The sequence below is a fragment of the Paraburkholderia sp. genome (assembly GCF_026225065.1).
Lineage (GTDB): Bacteria > Pseudomonadota > Gammaproteobacteria > Burkholderiales > Burkholderiaceae > Paraburkholderia.
In genome coordinates, this window is the sequence record NZ_JAMFSB010000341.1 from 1 (window position 1) to 19,745 (window position 19,745).

Below are 19,745 nucleotides of genomic sequence, written 5' to 3' on the forward strand. Positions count from 1 at the left end.
AATGTCCTTGTAGTCGCCGATATCCGGGACCTTCACTTCCTGCAAGCCGCCACCGCTCGAGGCGGGCGTAGGCGCAGGTGCAGCAGCCGGTGCCGGAGCAGCAGCAGGCGCCGGAGCGGGAGCCGCAGCAGCACCATTCGCCTGCGAAGCAGCCGGCTTTTCAGCCGCACCACCTTCAGCACCTTCCAGTACGACGATCAACGAGCCTTCCGACACGTTATCGCCGACCTTGACCTTCACTTCCTTGACGGTACCGGCAGCCGAACTCGGTACGTCCATGGTCGCCTTGTCGGATTCCAGCGTGACGAGCGACTGCTCTTTCTCGACGGTATCACCCGCCTTCACCAGCACCTCGATCACAGGAATGTCCTTGTAATCGCCGATGTCCGGCACCTTCACTTCGATCGCTTGACTCATTGTGGGTGTCTCCTGGGCCGCGCACGCAGCCTGCCCCTGGTCGTCAGGAGCAGGCGCGCACGCCGTGGCACACGGGGAATGATGCCTTAGACGGTCATCGGGTTAGGTTTGGCGGGATCAAGGTTGTACTTCTTGAGCGCCTCTGCGACGACCTTGCGTTCGATCGTGCCTTCATCTGCCAGTGCATTCAACGCGGCAACCGTGACCCAGTAGCGGTCCACTTCGAAGAAGTGGCGCAGCTTTTCACGCGTGTCCGAACGGCCGTAGCCATCCGTGCCCAGCACGACGAACTTCTGCGGCACGAACGCGCGAATCTGCTCGGTCAGCGCACGCACGTAGTCGGTCGATGCGATGACCGGACCTTGCGCGTCCTTCAGCAGCTTCTCGACGTGCGAGACCTTCTTCTCTTCGCTCGGATGCAGCAGGTTCCAGCGCTGCACTTCGTGGCCTTCGCGGGCCAGTTCCGTGAAGCTCGGCACGCTCCAGAGGTCGGCAGCGACGCCCCAGTCGTTCTTCAACAGGTCGGCTGCAGCGATCACTTCATTGAAGATCGTGCCCGCACCCATCAGTTGAACGCGCGGCGTTTTCTTGTCGGCTTCGGCCTTCCTGAACGAGTACATGCCCTTGATGATGTCCGCGGCCACGCTGTCGCCCTGCGGAATCGCCGGGTGCTCGTAGTTCTCGTTCATCACCGTGACGTAGTAGTACACGTCTTCCTGATCCGCCACCATGCGGCGCAGACCGTCCTGCATGATGACGGCGAGTTCGTAACCGAACGTCGGGTCGTAGCTGATGCAGTTCGGCACCGAAGCTGCCCACAGCAGCGAGTGGCCGTCTTCGTGCTGCAGGCCTTCGCCGTTCAGCGTCGTGCGGCCGGCCGTGCCGCCCAGCAGGAAGCCGCGCGAACGCATGTCGCCCGCCGCCCACGCCAGATCGCCAATACGCTGGAAGCCGAACATCGAATAGAAGATGTAAAACGGGATCATGATCTCGCCGTGCGTCGAGTACGACGTCGCGGCAGCAATCCAGTCTGACATACCGCCGGCTTCGTTGATCCCTTCCTGCAGGATCTGGCCGGTTTCCGATTCGCGGTAGAACATCAGCTGGTCGGAGTCTTCCGGCACGTACTTCTGGCCGTCCTGATTCCAGATACCGATCTGGCGGAACAAACCTTCCATACCGAAGGTGCGGGACTCGTCCGGCACGATCGGCACGATGCGTTTGCCGAGCGCCTTGTCCTTCAGCAGGATGTTGAGAATCCGCACGAACGCCATCGTCGTGGAGATCTCGCGGCCTTCGCCCGTGCCCTTCAGCAGCGGCTCGAACACCTCGAGCGCCGGCACCGGCAGCGACTCGGCCTTCTGACGACGCGCCGGCAGATAGCCGCCGAGGTCCTGGCGGCGAGCGCGCATGTACTCAAGTTCCTTCGAACCTTCTTCGAACTTGAGGTAAGGCACGTTGACGAGATCTTCGTCGGAGATCGGCAGGCGGAACTGGTCGCGGAATTTCTTCAGCTGATCCACGTGCAGTTTCTTCTGCTGGTGGGTGATGTTCATCGCCTGACCCGCTTCGCCCATGCCGTAGCCCTTGATCGTCTTGGCGAGGATCACGGTCGGCTGGCCCTGCGAGTTCGATGCTTCCTGGAACGCCGCGTAAATCTTGTGCGGATCATGGCCGCCGCGGTTCAGGTTCCAGATGTCTTCGTCGGACCACTCGGCAACCAGTGCCTTCAGTTCCGGCGTATTGAAGAAGTGCTCGCGGACATACGCGCCGGACTCCGACTTGTACGTCTGATACTCGCCGTCGACGACGTCCATCATCCGGCGCATCAACGCGCCCGACTTGTCGCGCTGGAACAGCGCATCCCAACGGCTGCCCCAGATCACCTTGATGACATTCCAGCCGGCACCGCGGAATTCGCTTTCGAGTTCCTGGATGATCTTGCCGTTACCGCGCACCGGTCCATCCAGGCGCTGCAGGTTGCAGTTGATCACGAACACCAGGTTGTCGAGGCGTTCGCGGCCGGCCATGCCGATTGCGCCGAGCGATTCCGGCTCATCCGTTTCGCCGTCACCGAGGAACGCCCAGACCTTGCGGCCTTCCGTCTTGACGATGCCGCGCGCCTGCAGGTACTTCATGAAGCGCGCCTGATAGATCGCCATGATCGGGCCGAGGCCCATCGAGACGGTCGGGAATTGCCAGAAGTCCGGCATCAGCCACGGGTGCGGATACGAGGAGATGCCCTCGCCGCCCACTTCCTGACGGAAGTTGTCGAGCTGGCCTTCAGTCAGGCGGCCGAGCAGGAACGCGCGCGAGTACACACCCGGCGACGAATGGCCCTGCACGAACACGAGGTCGCCGCCGTGTTTGTCCGAGGGCGCATGCCAGAAATGGTTGTAGCCGACGTCGTACAGCGTGGCGGCCGAGGCGAACGAGGCAATGTGGCCGCCAACGTTGGTGTCCTTACCCGCGCGCAGCACCATCGCAATGGCGTTCCAGCGCGTGTACGAACGAATCCGGTGTTCGAGGTCCTGGTCGCCGGGAATCGGCGCCTGACGCGACACAGGAATCGTATTGATGTACGGGGTGTTGGCAGAGAACGGCAGGTGCTCGCCGTGCACGCGCGCAAATTCGATTTGCTTTTCAATCAGGTAGTGGGCGCGGTCGGGGCCTACAGCAGAAATCACGCCATCTAGCGCTTCGAGCCACTCGCCGGTTTCCTGGGGATCATCGTCTTTCTCGGCGGCGACATATTTCATGACTTCGTCGGGTACAGCGGACATGCTCGTCTCCTGGGGATAAGGAACGCTTTTTGAACAGACGACGCGGACGAGGGCCGGCCGCGGCAGCTTGGGGCCGATTGTAATAAGGCGTTCGCCGTCTGCGCAACAAAATTTTCGAATTACGAGATCGTTTCTCATAATGCGGAATATTGTTGCGGCGCACCCTGATTTGGCTGCCTTCCAACGGATACGTCGGCTAGTTTGCTCCGATTAGTGGCACTTTCAGCGTTTTTTTGCGCCATTTGCTAGCGACACGCTGCGCTACAATGCCAGCCATGTTGACCGAACGGCTTTTCGCACGCTCGGCGCGGCCGTCCGGTTCGCCGGCGGATTCGTCGCCGTCCCGCTGGCACCATGGACCATGGTGGTCGAACTCCTATTTGCTGACGCCGCTCCTGTCGATCCTGGTGTTTCTGGTCGTTATGAGCCTGATTCTGTGGAGCCTGAACCGGCGCGAGCAGCAGCAACAGGAAGACACGCTGTACCGTAACGTCGCGTGGGCCCAGCAACAGATTCGCCTGTCCATGACGGGCGCGCAGGAACAGATTCAGGCACTCGCGCGCGACCTCGCCGCCGGCCACGCCGATCAGCATTCGTTCCAGGTGTCTACCACGGACATCCTGCAGGGCCATCCCGAAATCCTCTACATGAACTGGTACACGGCGCAGCAGCAGCCGCGCTGGCCCAATACCGCGCTGCCGGTGCTCGGCCAGCGGCTCGCCCGACCCAGTGACGAACAGATGGACGAAGCCGTGAAGGCCGCGTTCAACGACGCGCGCAACTCGCGCCGCCAAACGTATTCGCCGCTGTTCTACGACGACCTCGGCAACGGCTATCTGACGTTGCAGACGCCGGTGTACCGCGACCGCGAGTTTCTCGGCTCGATAGCGGCGGTGTTCTCGATCGAAGGCGTGCTGAAGCACGACATCCCGCCTGAGCTGTCGGCCAAGTACAAGATCTCGATCATCGATCTGAACAACCGCGAGCTCGCCACCACCTCGACGCGCCCGCGCCTGCCGCGCGACGCGTTCTACGACCTGCCGCTCGACCCACCGGGCCAGGGCGTCTCGGTGCGCGTCTATGCGTATCCGCAGATGACCAACTTCACGAACAACACGCTCGTGTGGCTGGTCGCAGGTCTGTCGTGCTTCGTGCTGTGGAGTTTGTGGAGCCTGTGGAAGCACACCCGGCAGCGCTTCGAAGCACAGCAGGCGCTGTACGCGGAAGCGTTCTTTCGTCGTGCGATGGAAAACTCCGTGCTGATCGGGATGCGCGTGCTCGACATGCACGGCCGCATCACCCACGTCAATCCGGCGTTTTGCCGCATGACCGGCTGGGACGAAAGCGACCTGGTCGGCAAGCAGGCGCCGTTCCCCTACTGGCCGCGCGACGCCTACCCGGAAATGCAGCGCCAGCTCGACATGACGCTACGCGGCAAGGCGCCCTCGTCCGGCTTCGAGCTGCGCGTGCGCCGCAAGGACGGCTCGTTGTTCCACGCCCGGCTCTACGTGTCGCCGCTGATCGACAGCTCGGGCCGTCAGACCGGCTGGATGTCGTCGATGACCGACATCACCGAACCGAAGCGCGCCCGCGAAGAACTCGCCGCCGCGCACGAGCGCTTCACCACCGTGCTCGAAAGTCTCGATGCCGCCGTGTCCGTGCTCGCCGCCGACGAAGCCGAGCTTCTGTTCGCCAACCGCTACTACCGCCATCTCTTTGGCATCCGTCCGGACGGCCACCTGGAATTAGCGGGCGGCGGGTTCGATAGCGCACAGGCGTCGTCCGATTCGATCGATATGGTCGATGCATATGCGGGCTTGCCCGCCGCCGCGCTGACCGAAAGCACCGCGGACGCCCAGGAAGTTTATGTACAGGGCATCCAGAAGTGGTTCGAAGTGCGCCGCCAATACATCCAGTGGGTAGACGGCCATCTGGCGCAGATGCAGATTGCAACCGACATCACAACTCGTAAGCAGGCCCAGGAACTGGCGCGCCAGCAGGACGAGAAGCTGCAGTTCACCAGCCGTCTGATGACGATGGGCGAAATGGCTTCTTCGCTCGCTCACGAGCTGAACCAGCCGCTCGCCGCGATCAATAACTATTGCTCCGGAACGGTTGCACTGGTTAAATCAGGGCGGACAACGCCTGACAATCTGCTGCCTGTGCTCGAAAAGACCGCGCAGCAGGCGGTGCGGGCAGGCATGATCATCAAGCGGATCCGTGAATTCGTGAAGCGTAGCGAGCCGAAACGCCAGGCCACCCGTGTCGCCGATATCGTGGCGGACGCGGTCGGGCTTGCCGAAATCGAGGCGAGGAAGCGCCGCATTCGCATCGTCACAGATCTGCGTTCGCGGCTGCCGGTGATCTATGTGGACCCGGTGCTGATCGAGCAGGTGCTCGTGAACCTGTTGAAGAATGCAGCTGAAGCCATGCACGATGCGCGGCCCAATGCAGTCGATCCGGTGATCCGCGTGGTTGTGCGGCTCGACGCCGGGTTCGTCTGCATCAGCGTCGTCGACCAGGGGCCGGGTGTCGACGAAGCGACGGCCGAGCGTCTGTTTGAACCGTTTTACAGCACCAAGTCCGATGGCATGGGCATGGGGCTGAACATCTGCCGTTCGATTATCGAATCGCATCGCGGCCGTCTGTGGGTGGTCAACAACGTCGAATCTGACGGTCACATCACAGGCGCCACGTTCCACTGCAGTCTGCCTATTGGAGAGCCTGATACCCCGAGCAACGGCGGGGCACAGGCGCCGACACCACAAACCGTTACGGGAGAGCTATGAACAGCCCAGTCACCACACAGGAAACAGTCTTTGTCGTCGATGACGACGAGGCCGTGCGAGATTCGCTGCGCTGGCTGCTGGAGGCGAACGGCTACCGCGTGCAGTGCTTCTCCAGCGCCGAGCAGTTCATCGACGCCTGGCAGCCGCACACGCACCCGGGGCAGATCGCGTGTCTGATCCTCGACGTGCGGATGTCCGGCATGAGCGGTCTTGAGTTGCAGGAACGCCTGATCGCCGACAACGCCTCGCTGCCGATCATCTTCGTGACCGGCCACGGCGACGTGCCGATGGCGGTGTCGACGATGAAGAAAGGCGCGATGGATTTCATCGAAAAGCCGTTCGACGAAGCCGAACTGCGCAAGCTTGTCGAGCGCATGCTCGACAAGGCGCGCAGCGAAAGCACCAGCGTGCAGCAGCAACGTGCCGCGGCCGAGCGTCTGGGCAAGCTGACTGCGCGTGAGCATCAGGTGCTCGAGCGCATCATCGCCGGCCGTCTGAACAAGCAGATTGCCGACGACCTCGGCATCAGCATCAAGACTGTCGAAGCGCACCGCGCCAACATCATGGAAAAGCTCAACGTCAACACGGTCGCCGATCTGCTGCGACTGGCGCTGTCGAACAAGCCGCAACAGACGCAGTAAGCGTCGTACGCGTAGTAAGCGTCTGCCTCCTGGGCACCTGTGAGTCAACGCGGCCGGATGTCGAACGTCCGGCCCGCTCTTTTTTGCTCCCCCTCCCCCGCTTTACCATCCGACAGCGAGTACGGGTCGATCGTCGACGTCAATACATCATTGCGCCTGTTGATCAGCATCCGCTTACCTCGAACGGCAATAATTTCTTTCCTCTGACGAGATTGACGGCAATCTCTGCCTCCGTTAATTTACACAGAAGTCCTTAGCAGGGCAGGCTGATGCCCGATGACGGCAACGCCAGCGTGCCGCTCCCATGTTGCGCGGCCTGGCGACGCAGCGTCAACGCAGATAAGACGGCAAATCCGCCTGGTTGTCCTATCTACTGGCTCGTCCCTTCGACAACCGCACATGCTCGCCGTTTCGATTTTCTCCGCTTCATCGTGGCAGAGCCGGACAGCATGGCTGCTGCGCATCGACTTCGTTCGCTTACCGCAGCAGAAACGGCAATGAGTGACAGTTGGGCCGCTGACCCCGTGCCGGCGGCGAACGTCAGTTCATCGACAACCGCTGAGCAATTCATAGGACTCTCTAATGATTCGAATTCTTTCGCGCGACGCGCTACGCGCCTACGGCCTGACGCTCGTGGTCGCCCTCAGCACTGTCGGTACGTTGGTTGCCACACCGATCCTGCTGCTGGGCACCCACGCCGTGCATGCGCAAGCCACCTATTCCACGGCTGACGAGGCCGCCAATGCCTTTGTCGAAGCCCTCGCCCGCAACGACGATGACGCGCTGGAGGACGTCCTTGGTAAAAACTATGGGCGCTTCATCCCGACCTCCGACATCGCTCAGGAGGATATTGATGCGTTCCTTGGCGCGTGGTCCTCAGAACACGCGATCGTCAACGACGCCGCAGCGAACGCGGGTCATGCCCGCGCGCACCTCGCGGTCGGCCCGGACGGATGGACGCTGCCAATCCCGATCGTGCAGGCGCCGCAAGGCTGGCGCTTCGATCTTCCCGCCGCGCGGGATGAAATGACGACGCGCCGCATCGGCCGTGACGAACACGCGGCTGTCCTGACTTCGCACGCTTATCTCGACGCACAAAACGTCTATCGGGACCTGACCCAGCATTACGCCCGGAACTTCACGAACACGCCGCTGCAACGCGACGGTCTCTACTGGGAGTATGGACCGCACGCGCCGAAACCTCCGCAATGGCCGCGCACACCAGACGAAGCACAAACGACGCCGCCGGCCAGCATGTCCAACGGGCTCTTCCCAGCGGAAGTTTACCGGGGCTATCGCTACAGGATTCTCACGGCGCAGGGGGCGTACGCGAAGGATGGTACGCGAAGCTATCTGAAGGACGGCGTGATGACGAGGGGCTTCGCCCTGATCGCATCTCCGGTCGAATATGACGAGACCGGCGTGATGAGCTTTATCGTCAACCAGGACGGCCAGGTCTATCAGAAGGATCTCGGTCCGCAGACGACACGCCTCGCAACCGCTATCAATGTCTTCGACCCCAATCCCACATGGCTGGCTGTCCAGCCTTGAGGTCGAATAGACAGCCGTTCGGTTGTCCCCGCCGACGGTATAATGCTGTACTTCGTCGCAGCGCCAACCCCGCACCGCACGCTTTTCGCGAGCCGGCCGGTTCGTAGCGAAAAGCGCCGTCGAACGTATCTCGCGCGCCTGATGTATCGAATAAATCTGCCAGAACTGCAAGCCAGACGCGCCGCACGCCCTGCATTCCGAACACCCTATCTCGACCGACCATGACAGCCAAACTGATCGACGGCAACGCCCTCTCCAAGACCTTGCGCGGCGATGTCGCGACCCGCGCCGCCGCCCTCACCGCTCGCGGCCACCAACCGGGCCTCGCCGTCGTGCTTGTGGGCGACAACCCGGCCAGCGAAGTGTATGTGCGCAACAAGATCAAGGCCTGCGAGGACAACGGCCTGCACTCTTCGTATGACCGCTATCCGGCTACGCTGTCGGAGGCCGATCTGCTCGCGCGCATCGACGCCCTGAACAGCGACCCGAAGATTCACGGCATCCTCGTGCAACTGCCGCTGCCGAAGCATATCGATAGCCACAAGGTGATCGAAGCCATCGCGCCGGAGAAGGACGTAGACGGCTTCCACGTCGCCAACGCGGGCGCACTGATGACCGGCAAGCCGTTATTCCGTCCCTGCACGCCGTACGGCGTGATGAAGATGTTCGAAGCCTATGGCATCGACCTGAAGGGGGCGAACGCGGTGGTGATCGGCCGCTCGAACATCGTCGGCAAGCCGATGGCGCTGCTGCTGCTCGAAGCGGGTGCGACGGTCACGATCTGCCATAGCAAGACGCGCGATCTGGCCGCGCATACGCGCAACGCCGACGTGGTGGTGGCCGCCACGGGTCTGCGCAACATCCTGACGGCGGAGATGGTGAAGCCGGGCGCGGCGGTGATCGACGTCGGCATGAATCGCGATGAGGCCGGCAAGCTGTGCGGCGACGTGGATTTCGCTGGCGTGAAGGAAGTAGCCGGCTATATCACGCCGGTGCCGGGCGGCGTCGGCCCGATGACGATCACGATGCTGCTCGTCAATACGATCGAAGCGGCCGAACGCGCGGCTGGCCAGGCGTAAACAAGCAGGCGTATTCGCCGCGGCAAGACCTGTACTCGCGGGGCGGCGCCAGCCGTATCATCCGCTCGCGCTCATTTGACCGCACCTATATCTAACGTGCCGCCGAATCGGCTATCGCCGCCCCAACCGCGCGCGGCGTGCGCGCCAGGCGCCGGTGGCACCACACCAGCACCGGCCGCTCCACGAAGCGCCACGAGAGCACTGCGCACAGCAGGATGAAGGGCGCAGCCACCAGCGTTGCCGTCTGATGACTCAGACGCGGCGCAAGACTCGCCGCACATTGCTGCATCATGAAGCCGTACAGATAGATGCCGTACGAGTAATCGTTGCGCGGCGTGAAGCGGCGCAGCAGCGGCGTCGTGCCGATCCACAGCACGCCGTACACGAAGGCCAGATAGAACAGTGGTTGTGCGGCAGCCGTGTCGCGGAACACCAAAAACACCATCACGAGACCGAGCGCGGCGAGACCATGAAGCTCGATGTCCTCACGCCAGCCATACAGCAGCATGCCGATGAAAAAGAACGGCTCGGGCCAGAACGAGTAGCCGGGTGTCTTTGCGGAGAAGTCGCGCAGCTCAAGGTGCAGATGCGGTACCAGATGCACGCGCAGCACGAATGCCGCCAAGCCCAGCGCGGCGGCAAGCACCACACCCCAACGGCTCGACAGCAAGCCCACCAGCCCCGTGAACAACACGATCAGATAGCAGCGCACCGCGAGCGGAAGCGTCCACAGCGGCGCGCTGACTTCGTTCAGCCAGCGGTTATGTTCGAACACGCCGGGCACGACCCAGCTGCCGTTCAGAACGAGCGTCGAGAAGTTGTCGAGGTTGGCCCATGTCACGCCGGAGGCGAAATATTCGCGCAGCGGCAGCGTCGTGAAGAGCGGCCCGATGACCAAGACCGTCACCAGCGAGCCCACCGCCACCGCCGGCCAGATGCGTGCAATGCGCAGAACGGCGAAGCGCGGCGCCGAGCGCTGCCGGTCGAAGCTGGCCGTCACCAGCATGCCGCTCAGCAGAAAAAATGCGTAGATACCGAGTGCGATCAAACCGTCGAAACCGAGCGCGCTCTGGACCCAATCGGCGCTGCCGTCCGGCTGTTGAAGCAGGTACGAATACCCATAGACCACGGCGATGGCCGCAAGGAGACGCACGAGGCCGAAGTTGTTCTCGTTACGCGATAAGGCATGCGAAAGCGGATTCATCTGGCGTTCTCCAGTCCCATGCTGTTTCACCGCGGTCAATCCCGCAATCACACCATGCCGCAAAGCAACAAACCTGACCGTTCGCTTTCGTACAGACCGACGGAGCGCGCAGACAAGCGCCAAGCCGTCCCCAGCAGCACCCGCCACCCCAGCGGTCTGGCACAAATATCGCAACCGATACGCGAAAGACGAACTTCTGATAATTTGTGCCGTAGCCCAATTGGAATCGCGGCCCACTGCCCCAATAATGTCGATATCGGGCGCCGCCACGAGCCGCGTCCGCAAACTCGCGCCTAGCCTATTCACTCGCGTCAGACAGGAAGCCTTATGTCCACCAATCAACCCACACACGACAACCCGCTCCTCGATTTCTCCGACCTGCCGCGCTTTGGCGACATCCGCCCCGAACACGTCACCCCTGCTCTCGACGTCCTGCTTGCCAATGCGACTGCCGCCGTCGAGCGCGCCGCCGAGCCGATTACCCCCGCGTCCTGGTCCGATGTGGTCGAACCGGTGGAACGCGTCACGGAGCCGCTGTCGCGCGCCTGGGGCGTAGTCGGTCACCTGAACGCAGTAGCGGACACGCCCGAGTTGCGTGCCGCCTATGGCGAGAATCTGCCGCGCGTCACCGAATTCTGGTCAAGCGTCGGGCAAAACCTCGCGCTGTTCGAAAAGTACAAGACGCTCGCCGCCAGCAGCGACTTCGGCTCGCTCACCGGCGAACGCAAGAAGATCCTGCACAACGCCCTGCGCGATTTCCGCCTGTCGGGCGCGGAACTGCCCGAAGACCAGAAGCCGCACTTCGCTGAATTGCAGGAGCGCCAGGCCGGTCTGTCGAAGTCATTTTCCGATCACGTGCTGGACGCCACCAACGCCTACGCCTATCTCGTCGACGACAAGGCGCAACTGGCTGGTCTGCCGGAGGATGTGATCGAAGGCGCGGAAGAAGCCGCCGAACGCGACGGCAAGAGCGGCTGGAAGTTCACGCTGCATTTCCCGTCGTACTTCCCGGTCATGCAATACGCAGAAAACCGCGCGATGCGCGAAACGATGTACCGCGCCTACGTCACGCGCGCCTCGGAACTGGGCGGCACCTACGGCGGCGGCAAGGCCGAATGGGACAACACGGCGAACATCGCCGAGCAACTGAAACTGCGCGCCGAAGAAGCGCACATGCTTGGCTATCACAACTTCGCTGAGGTCTCGCTGGCGCCGAAGATGGCCGAGTCGCCCGCGCAAGTAATGGCCTTCCTCGAAGACCTCGCCACGCGCGCTCGTCCGCATGCCGACCAGGACTGGAAAGAACTGCGCGAATTCGCCGCCAACGAACTCGGCTTGACCGAACTGCAACCGTGGGACATGACCTTCGCCGCGGAACGTCTGCGTCAGAAACGCTATTCGTTCTCGGAAAACGAGGTCAAGCAGTACTTCCCGGAAGACACGGTGTTCAAGGGCCTCTTCAAGGTCACCGAGACGCTCTTCGGCGTGAAGATCCGTCGCGACGAAGCGGCTGTATGGCACCCGGACGTGCGCTTTTTCCGCGTCGAGAATCAGGATGGCGGTCTGGTCGCGCAGTTCTACCTCGATCTGTATGCGCGCGAAGGCAAGCGCGGCGGTGCGTGGATGGACGATGCACGGGCCCGTCACAAGCATGCGCAGGGCGGTGTTCAAACGCCGGTTGCGTATCTGACCTGCAACTTCTCGGCACCGGTTGGCGGCAAGCCGGCCTGCTTCACGCATGACGAAGTGATCACGCTGTTCCACGAGTTCGGTCATGGTCTGCATCACATGCTCACCCAGGTCGACGAACTGGCCGTGTCGGGCATCAACGGAGTCGAGTGGGACGCGGTCGAACTGCCGTCGCAGTTCATGGAAAACTTCTGCTGGGAGTGGGATGTGCTGAGCGACATGAGCTCACATGTCGAGACTGCCAAACCGCTGCCGCGCGATCTGTTCGACAAGATGCTGGCCGCGAAGAACTTCCAGAGCGGTCTCGGCACGCTGCGGCAGATTGTGTTCTCGATGTTCGACATGAAACTGCATACGGACTTCGACGCGACCGGTCCGCTGAACGCCAACGATCTGGCCCGCGAGATCAACGAGCGCTTCCATGTGGTGCCGCAAGCGGCGTTCTCGCGCTGGCCGAACACGTTCAGCCACATCTTCGCCGGCGGTTATGCGGCGGGCTACTACAGCTACAAGTGGGCGGAAGTGCTGTCGGCCGATGCCTATGCCGCGTTCGAAGAAGCGGCTCAGGCCGCGAGCGGCAGCGTGCTCGATGCGGCGACAGGCACGCGCTATCGCAAGGAGATTCTTGAGGTGGGCGGCAGCCGTCCTGCGATGGAATCGTTCAAGGCGTTCCGCGGCCGCGAGCCGAATATCGACGCGCTGTTGCGTCATAACGGTATGACGCCGGCTACGACGCATTAAGTTTTGCGCCCTTATCGGCGCGGCTTTTGGAAAAAACCGGTGCGCCGCTCACGCAGGCACCGGTTTTTTATTGCCGCTATTGTCAGGGTTCGCACTGGTACCTATGACTACCGTTACTCACACTAACGTTACTCACGCCGCAGCTTGAAGTCGACCTCCCCCGGTCGACCATCGAGCGCAAGCGTGGCCCGCGCAGCGGGCGAGCGGGCCACCACTTTGCCACGCCGCACCACAGCCAGCCGCGCCGCGCGCAGACGAATCGCTTCGACCGGATCGCGTGCATCGAGCAACACGAGATTCGCCTCACACCCCGGCGCGATGCCATAACCTTCGAGCCCGAGAATCCGCGCTGCATTCACTGTCACCGCATCGAAGCACGCGTGCATCGCGTCGACGCCGGTCATCTGCGCGACGTGCAACCCCATGTGGGCCACTTCGAGCATATCTCCCGAGCCGAGGCTGTACCAGGGGTCCATCACGCAGTCGTGGCCGAATGCCACGGTGATGCCCGCAGCCATCATCTCCGGCACCCGCGTCATGCCGCGTCGTTTCGGATAAGTATCGCTGCGGCCCTGCAAGGTGATGTTGATGAGCGGATTGGCAATCGCCGCCACGCCCGAATCGCGCATCAGCGGCAAGAGCTTGCTGACGTAGTAGTTGTCCATCGAATGCATCGAGGTCAGATGCGAACCTGTTACGCGTCCATGCAAACCGAGTCGATGCGTCTGAGCCGCCAGGGTTTCAATGTGACGCGAAAGCGGGTCGTCCGATTCGTCGCAATGCATATCCACGCGCAAACCCTGCTCGGCCGCGTATTCACACAGGATGCGCACCGACTCCGCGCCGTCCGCCATGGTCCGCTCGAAGTGCGGGATGCCGCCGACCACATCGACACCAAGCGCAATCGCCCGCTTCAGATTGTCGAAGGCACCTGCGCTGCGCAAAACCCCGTCTTGCGGAAAGGCCACCAGTTGCAGGTCGAGGTACGGCGCCACGCGCCGCTTGACCTCGAGCAACGCTTCGACGGCTAGCAGGCTCGGATCGCACACGTCGACATGGCTGCGAATCGCCAGCAGGCCCCGCGCCACTGCCCAGTCGCAGTACTGCAGCGCGCGTTCGATCAAGGCTTCCTGGGTCAACTGAGGTTTCAGTTCGCCCCACAATGCAATGCCTTCGAGCAGCGTACCGGACGCATTGACGCGCGGCAGACCGTAGGACAGTGTCGCGTCCATATGAAAATGCGGGTCGACGAAGGGCGGCGTGACGAGCAAACCAGCGGCGTCGATTTCTTCTGGGGCGCTCGCCGCAAGATGCGGCTCGACCGCGACGATGCGTCCCGCCTCGATGGCTATATCAACCGGCTCTCGATGCTGGGACGCGCTACGCGGCAGGCTGGCACGGCGGATGATCAGGTCCATGTCTCGCTCCTTTGACTGCCATCGATTCTATCGGCGTCAGAAAGGCCTTGGGAAACGACCAGAAAACTATTCGGCAGAATCGTCCGGCGGCGCCTGCTCCGGCGCTTCGATGACTTCATCCGCCGGCTCTTCATCGAACAGTTCGAACTGCCCGTGCAGGGCAAGATGTTCCTCCTCGAGCCGTACCCCCACGCCCAGCAGCCGCACCGCCTGGTCGCGGCGCGCAAAGCCCTTTTCCAGCAACGCGAGGAAGGTCGGCAGATGGGTGACTTCGCCGACGCATTCGACCGTGGTGCGCTGAAAATCGGCGAAGCGGATCTTCACGAACAGCTTGCGCACCGCCGCTGCCGCCTCGGCGCGTGCAATGCGCACGTCCAGTTGTTCGGCGAGACGCCGCAGTTCCGCTGTGCACTCTTCAAGCGTGCGCAGATCCGTGACGTAGGTCGTCTCCACGCTCACCGATTTGCGCTCCCGGTCGGACCGTACGGGCCGATCGTCGATGCCGCGTGACAACTCGTAGAGCCGCTTGCCGAACACGCCGAACTGCCGATGCAGATCGACGAGCGGCCACTCGCGCAACTGGGCGCATGTAACGAGCCCGAGCTTTTCGAGCTTCGCCGCGGTCACCTTGCCCACCCCGAAAATCTTGCGCACCGGCAACGCGGCGACGAACGCATCGACCTCGTGCGGCCGCACCACGTAGAGACCGTCGGGCTTGTTCCAGTCGGAGGCGATCTTGGCGACGAACTTGTTGGGCGCCACGCCTGCTGACACCGTCACGCCGACCCTCTCGCGGACACGCTCGCGGATCTCGTTGGCCATCAACGTGGCGCTGCCTTTACAGCGCTCGGTGTAGGTGACGTCCAGATAGGCCTCGTCGAGCGATAGCGGTTCGACCTCGACCGCGTAATCACGGTAGATCGCCATGATCTGGCGCGAGGCGATGCGGTATTTCTCCATCGTCGGCGGGATGAGCAGTAAATCGGGGCATTTGCGCAACGCCATTGCTGACGACATGGCCGAATGCACGCCAAAGCGCCGCGCCTCGTAATTGCAGGTGGCCACCACGCCGCGATGATCGGGCCGCCCGCCCACGGCCAGCGGCCGTCCGCGCAAGGACGGGTCGTCGCGCATTTCAACCGACGCGTAGAAACAGTCGCAGTCGCAATGGACGATCTTGCGCAAGGGCGATGGCGGCGGCGAGGGTAAATCCGCCGGAGGAGTGTCGAGCTGGTTCAAGATGCATATACTGTACAAAAATACAGTAGTATTATCAAGAAGCTCACGGATCGTCACGCCCATGCCCTCTTCCATCCGCAACTCGCTACTCTGGATCTTCGACGCCTTCGAGCGCGATCCGACCTTCATCACCAAGCGGATGTTCGGCCTGGACGCCGCTTATATCGACGGCCTGTTGTGTCTGGTTGCAGGCGATCGCGACCGGCCGTGGAATGGCCTGCTGGTCTGCACCTCGCAGGACCGGCACGCCGCGCTCATGGAGGAGGTGCCAGCGTTGCAGCCGCACCCGGTGCTGGGAAAGTGGCTGTATGTCGCCCAGGACGATCCAGCGTTCGAAACCGCCGTCGACGAGGTGACGGCGCTCGTGCTCGCCCGCGATCCGCGGATAGGCGTCGAGCCGAAGCCACGCAAGCCGCGCGGCAAGAAATCCAAGCTGCCGAAGGCCTAGGGGCGGACAGGTCATACGCACACGTATCTGCCGCTGCAACCATCGCCGTACCGGTGCAGGCGCGCCGATCCGTACCGTTTCCCACCGCCCTGCCCGTCCTATACTCGTCGCTCACCCATACGCATCGGCAGGACAGGGATATGAAAACGATCGGCATCATCGGCGGCATGAGCTGGGAATCGTCCACCGAGTATTACCGGCTGCTCAACAGCCACGCAAAGGCGCGGCTCGGTGGCCATCACAATGCCCGCAGCGTCTTGCTGACAGTCGACTTCGCCGAAGTGGAAGCGCTCCAGCGCGCCGGCGACTGGGCCGCGCTCGGTACGCAGATGGCCGGCGCTGCGCGTCAACTCGAACGCGGCGGCGCGGACCTCGTGATTCTCGCCACCAACACGATGCACCGGGTGTACGAGTCAATCGAGCAGGCCATCTCGATCCCCTTCCTGCACATCGCCGATCCAACCGGCAGCGCTTTACGCGAGGCTGGCGTCAGGCGCGTGGGGTTGCTCGGCACGCGCTATACGATGGAGCAGACGTTTTACACCGGACGTCTGAACGAACGCCACGCACTCGAAACGCTGACACCGAACGAAGCCGATCGCGCCGAAGTGCATCGCATCATTTACGACGAGTTGTGCCATGGCGTGGTCCGCGAGGAATCACGGCGCGTCTATCAGCGCGTGATCGAGGACCTGGCTGCACGTGGGGCGAAGGCGGTGATTCTCGGTTGCACGGAGATCACGCTCCTGATCAAGCCGGAGCATGCCGCGTTGCCCGTGTTCGATACCACAGCGCTGCATGCGCAGGCTGCGGTCGACTGGGCGATAGAGGCGGACGGTCATCGCGCAGCGGCACGTTGATGCCGCTGCGTTCTCTAATGACTGAATAACCGCGCTCAGGCCTCCACGTCCTCCAGACTGAACAGTTCGGTCTGGTCGTTGTACGAGAAGATCTCGCCATAGCGGCCCCAGTTGATGACCGCGTCGAGCGTCTCTTCGGCCGCGCTGTCCGTCAGGAAGTCTTCCAGCTCCTGTTCGAAGCGCACACGCGGCGCACGATGCCCCGGGCGTTCGTTGAGCACCGTCTTGATCCGGCTCGCGAGCGGCACGTGGCGCAGCAGATGCTCGGCGAACATCAGCTTGCGCTCCTGCGTGCCGAGCTCGGCGAACACGCGCGCAGGCGGTGTCAACAGAATGTCGCCTTCGCGCACTTCGGCGAAGCCCAGATGCTGCAGCATTTCGGCGACCGGAAACAGATCGTCCACTTCGAGGTGCAGCGAACGGGCGATTTCCGGCATGTCCGCGCGGCCGTGGTAAGGCGCCATGGCCAGCATTTCGATCAGGCCGGCCATCAGGTTGGTGGATACGTGCGGCAGCAAGCTTCCCAGCTCCAAGCCCTTCCTGGTCGACTCACCGGCCTGACGCGCGGTCATCTTTGCGTAGATCTCGTCCACCAGTTTGCGGAACGCCGGATCAAGGCGGTTACGTGGATGCGCAAACGGCACCTTGATCTCGGCCACCACTTTGCCCGGGTTCGACGACAGCACCAGAATCCGGTCGCACATGAACACCGCTTCCTCGATGTTGTGCGTGACGATCAGCACCGACTTGATCGGCATACGGCCCTGCGTCCACAGATCCAGCAGGTCGGTACGCAACGTTTCGGCGGTCAGCACGTCGAGCGCGGAGAACGGCTCGTCCATCAGCAGCAGCGTCGGGTCCACCACCAGCGCCCGGGCGAAACCCACGCGCTGCCGCATACCGCCCGACAGCTCTCGCGGATAGGCGTTTTCAAATCCGTCCAGACCGATCAGGTCGATAGCCGCCAGCGCGCGTTCGCGGCGCTCGCGAGCGCCAACGCCCTGTGCTTCGAGACCTGCTTCCACGTTCTGCAGAACCGTCAGCCAGGGGAATAGCGCGAAGGTCTGGAACACCATCGCCACACCCCTGGCGGGACCGCTAAGCGGCTTGCCGAGGTAGTTCACGTCGCCGCTGGTCGGTTCGATGAGACCGGCGATGATACGCAGCAGCGTCGACTTGCCCGAGCCCGAGCGACCCAGCATGCCGACGATCTCGCCTTCACGCAGCGACAGGTTCACCCCATCGAGCACCAGCAACTCGTCCTGGTTCTTGTCGAAGCCGCGGCTCACGTCGGTGACGCGCAGTACTTCTGCGCCAAGGCGTGCAGGCGTGGCCGGAATCTGGGTTTGCGGCGGCGTGGGGAACAGATCGGCCGCGACAACTTTAGGATTTAGCATCGTGGTTACTCTCACAGTAAAACACCGGGTCGCCCTGTTTTTTTAAGCCCTTTCAGAGAGGGCTGAGGCGAAACGTCAGTTATAGGGGCGCTCAGTCGAGCCGCAGCTTGGATTCGGCGTAGGCGTACATCGGACGCCACAGCGTTCGGTTAAACAACGTGACGAACAGCGACATCACTGCAATGCCGAGAATGATCTTCGGGAAGTCGCCCGCCGCCGTGGTCTGCGCGATATACGAACCCAGTCCGTGGGCCACCACCTTGGTGTCGCCCCACTGCACATACTCGGCCACGATGCTGGCATTCCACGCGCCACCCGAGGCAGTGATCGCGCCTGTCACGTAGTACGGAAAAATGCCCGGCAGCATCGCCTTGCGCCACCACTGCCAGCCGCGAATGCTGAAGTTCTTCGAGACTTCGCGGTAGTCGTTCGGATAGGCGCTCGCCCCTGCGATCACGTTAAACAGGATGTACCACTGCGTGCCGAGCACGATCAGCGGCGACAGCCAGATATCCGGATTCAGATGGAAGCGCACGATGACGATCACGAACACCGGGAACAGCAGATTGGCCGGAAATGCGGCGAGGAACTGCGCGAGCGGCTGGATTTTCTCGGCCAGCGCCGGGCGCAGCCCGATCAGCACACCGATCGGCACCCAGATCACCGACGAGATGGCGATCAGCAGCGCCACCCGCAACAGCGTGATCAGGCCCAGCACGAATACATGGCCCACGTCGTCGAGCGTGACGCCGGTGCGCACATAGGCCACGACGCGATAGACGACATAGAGCGTCAGGAGAATCACAAGGACGCCCCAGACGATATCGCCCACGCGCGACGACTTCTGCCGGCGCGGCATGCTGAACTTGATTCGACCCAGGCCCGGCAGGCGCATCGGCAAACGCGCCGTATTGGCGAACAGCTTGCCCATCGGCACGAGGCCGCGGTGAATCAGACGGGTGCGGCGCACGAGGTCGAGCAGCCAGGACTCCGGCGCGTTACCGGAGCTGGTCGTTTCCATGCGGAACTTGTCGGCCCACGCGACGAGTGGACGGAACAGCAACTGGTCGTACGCGATGATCACGATCGTCATGGTCAGGATGACCCAGCCGATCGCATGCATGTTCTTGTCCGCGATGGCCTGTGCCAGATACGCGCCGATCCCCGGCAGCGTGATCGTGTTGTTGCCCACCGTAATCGCTTCCGAAGCCACCACGAAGAACCAGCCGCCCGACATCGACATCATCATGTTCCAGATGAGGCCTGGCATCGAGAACGGCACTTCGAGTTTCCAGAAACGCTGCCAGCCGGTCAGGTGAAAACCGCGCGACACTTCGTCCAGATCGCGCGGCACCGAGCGCAGCGACTGGTAGAAGCTAAACGTCATGTTCCAGGCCTGGCTCGTGAAGATCGCGAAGATCGCCGCCAGTTCAGCGCCCAGCACCCGGCCGGGAAACAGCCCGATGAAGAACGTCACCGTGAACGAAAT

14 protein-coding genes are annotated in these 19,745 nt (G+C 62.5%); 7 read left to right on the plus strand and 7 right to left on the minus strand.

Going from position 1 to position 19,745, the window contains the following annotated elements:
- Both M0954_RS23690 and aceE read right to left on the minus strand, forming a co-directional pair.
- Positions 1 to 417: biotin/lipoyl-containing protein (locus tag M0954_RS23690; RefSeq protein WP_297355850.1), on the minus strand; the 417-nt coding region annotated here is incomplete at its 3' end.
- A gap of 86 nt (positions 418 to 503) precedes the next feature.
- Positions 504 to 3,200 (minus strand): pyruvate dehydrogenase (acetyl-transferring), homodimeric type, encoded by a 2,697-nt coding sequence (gene aceE / locus M0954_RS23695; protein WP_122151502.1) that lies wholly within the window; start codon positions 3,198 to 3,200, stop codon positions 504 to 506.
- A 275-nt stretch (positions 3,201 to 3,475) separates the two neighbouring features.
- On the opposite strand from aceE, the gene fixL reads away from it, so the two are divergent.
- From fixL to folD, 4 genes are all read left to right on the plus strand, one after another.
- Complete coding sequence (gene fixL, locus M0954_RS23700) at positions 3,476 to 5,989, plus strand: oxygen sensor histidine kinase FixL (protein ID WP_122155350.1); 2,514 nt, start codon at positions 3,476 to 3,478, stop codon at positions 5,987 to 5,989.
- Positions 5,986 to 6,630, plus strand: a complete 645-nt coding sequence (fixJ, locus tag M0954_RS23705) for an oxygen response regulator transcription factor FixJ (RefSeq protein WP_122151503.1) — start codon at positions 5,986 to 5,988, stop codon at positions 6,628 to 6,630. Before fixL ends, fixJ begins: the two co-directional genes overlap by 4 nt.
- 582 nt (positions 6,631 to 7,212) lie before the next feature.
- Positions 7,213 to 8,181 (plus strand): DUF2950 family protein, encoded by a 969-nt coding sequence (locus M0954_RS23710; RefSeq protein ID WP_297355852.1) that lies wholly within the window; start codon positions 7,213 to 7,215, stop codon positions 8,179 to 8,181.
- A gap of 221 nt (positions 8,182 to 8,402) precedes the next feature.
- On the plus strand, positions 8,403 to 9,260 hold the full coding sequence (folD, locus tag M0954_RS23715) for a bifunctional methylenetetrahydrofolate dehydrogenase/methenyltetrahydrofolate cyclohydrolase FolD (protein ID WP_122151505.1): 858 nt from the start codon (positions 8,403 to 8,405) through the stop codon (positions 9,258 to 9,260).
- Positions 9,261 to 9,351: 91 nt separating this feature from the next.
- On the opposite strand, the gene M0954_RS23720 is transcribed toward folD, so the two are convergent.
- Positions 9,352 to 10,464 (minus strand): acyltransferase, encoded by a 1,113-nt coding sequence (locus tag M0954_RS23720; protein ID WP_297355854.1) that lies wholly within the window; start codon positions 10,462 to 10,464, stop codon positions 9,352 to 9,354.
- A gap of 327 nt (positions 10,465 to 10,791) precedes the next feature.
- Between M0954_RS23720 and M0954_RS23725 the strand changes: the two genes are divergently transcribed.
- Positions 10,792 to 12,894 (plus strand): M3 family metallopeptidase, encoded by a 2,103-nt coding sequence (locus M0954_RS23725; RefSeq protein WP_297355856.1) that lies wholly within the window; start codon positions 10,792 to 10,794, stop codon positions 12,892 to 12,894.
- A gap of 128 nt (positions 12,895 to 13,022) precedes the next feature.
- On the opposite strand, the gene M0954_RS23730 is transcribed toward M0954_RS23725, so the two are convergent.
- Together M0954_RS23730 and dinB are read right to left on the minus strand one after the other, a co-directional pair.
- Complete coding sequence (locus tag M0954_RS23730; protein WP_133891920.1) at positions 13,023 to 14,312, minus strand: amidohydrolase family protein; 1,290 nt, start codon at positions 14,310 to 14,312, stop codon at positions 13,023 to 13,025.
- A 66-nt stretch (positions 14,313 to 14,378) separates the two neighbouring features.
- The gene (gene dinB / locus M0954_RS23735) at positions 14,379 to 15,614 is read right to left on the minus strand and encodes a DNA polymerase IV (RefSeq protein ID WP_297355858.1); all 1,236 of its coding nucleotides are present in this window, start codon (positions 15,612 to 15,614) and stop codon (positions 14,379 to 14,381) included.
- On the opposite strand from dinB, the gene M0954_RS23740 reads away from it, so the two are divergent.
- Entirely contained in the window at positions 15,613 to 15,999 is a 387-nt protein-coding gene (locus M0954_RS23740) for a hypothetical protein (protein WP_297355860.1), read from the plus strand. The two genes, dinB and M0954_RS23740, sit on opposite strands and share 2 nt — an antisense overlap.
- A 140-nt stretch (positions 16,000 to 16,139) precedes the next feature.
- On the plus strand, positions 16,140 to 16,859 hold the full coding sequence (locus tag M0954_RS23745; RefSeq protein ID WP_297355863.1) for an aspartate/glutamate racemase family protein: 720 nt from the start codon (positions 16,140 to 16,142) through the stop codon (positions 16,857 to 16,859).
- 35 nt (positions 16,860 to 16,894) lie between these two features.
- On the opposite strand, the gene M0954_RS23750 is transcribed toward M0954_RS23745, so the two are convergent.
- Together M0954_RS23750 and M0954_RS23755 are read right to left on the minus strand one after the other, a co-directional pair.
- The gene (locus M0954_RS23750) at positions 16,895 to 18,256 is read right to left on the minus strand and encodes a nitrate/sulfonate/bicarbonate ABC transporter ATP-binding protein (RefSeq protein WP_297355865.1); all 1,362 of its coding nucleotides are present in this window, start codon (positions 18,254 to 18,256) and stop codon (positions 16,895 to 16,897) included.
- A 91-nt stretch (positions 18,257 to 18,347) separates the two neighbouring features.
- A partial coding sequence (locus tag M0954_RS23755) for an ABC transporter permease subunit (RefSeq protein WP_297355867.1) occupies positions 18,348 to 19,745 on the minus strand: 1,398 nt, incomplete at its 5' end.

Excerpts from the sequence above, each read along its gene's own strand:
- folD (WP_122151505.1), top strand. The coding sequence starts at position 8,403 with ATGACAGCCAAACTGATCGACGGCAACGCCCTCTCCAAGACCTTGCGC.
- M0954_RS23710 (WP_297355852.1), top strand. The coding sequence starts at position 7,213 with ATGATTCGAATTCTTTCGCGCGACGCGCTACGCGCCTACGGCCTGACG.
- fixL (WP_122155350.1), top strand. The coding sequence starts at position 3,476 with ATGTTGACCGAACGGCTTTTCGCACGCTCGGCGCGGCCGTCCGGTTCG.
- aceE (WP_122151502.1), bottom strand. The coding sequence starts at position 3,200 with ATGTCCGCTGTACCCGACGAAGTCATGAAATATGTCGCCGCCGAGAAA.
- M0954_RS23740 (WP_297355860.1), top strand. The coding sequence starts at position 15,613 with ATGCCCTCTTCCATCCGCAACTCGCTACTCTGGATCTTCGACGCCTTC.
- dinB (WP_297355858.1), bottom strand. The coding sequence starts at position 15,614 with ATGGGCGTGACGATCCGTGAGCTTCTTGATAATACTACTGTATTTTTG.
- M0954_RS23745 (WP_297355863.1), top strand. The coding sequence starts at position 16,140 with ATGAAAACGATCGGCATCATCGGCGGCATGAGCTGGGAATCGTCCACC.
- M0954_RS23720 (WP_297355854.1), bottom strand. The coding sequence starts at position 10,464 with ATGAATCCGCTTTCGCATGCCTTATCGCGTAACGAGAACAACTTCGGC.
- M0954_RS23730 (WP_133891920.1), bottom strand. The coding sequence starts at position 14,312 with ATGGACCTGATCATCCGCCGTGCCAGCCTGCCGCGTAGCGCGTCCCAG.
- M0954_RS23750 (WP_297355865.1), bottom strand. The coding sequence starts at position 18,256 with ATGCTAAATCCTAAAGTTGTCGCGGCCGATCTGTTCCCCACGCCGCCG.
- fixJ (WP_122151503.1), top strand. The coding sequence starts at position 5,986 with ATGAACAGCCCAGTCACCACACAGGAAACAGTCTTTGTCGTCGATGAC.
- M0954_RS23725 (WP_297355856.1), top strand. The coding sequence starts at position 10,792 with ATGTCCACCAATCAACCCACACACGACAACCCGCTCCTCGATTTCTCC.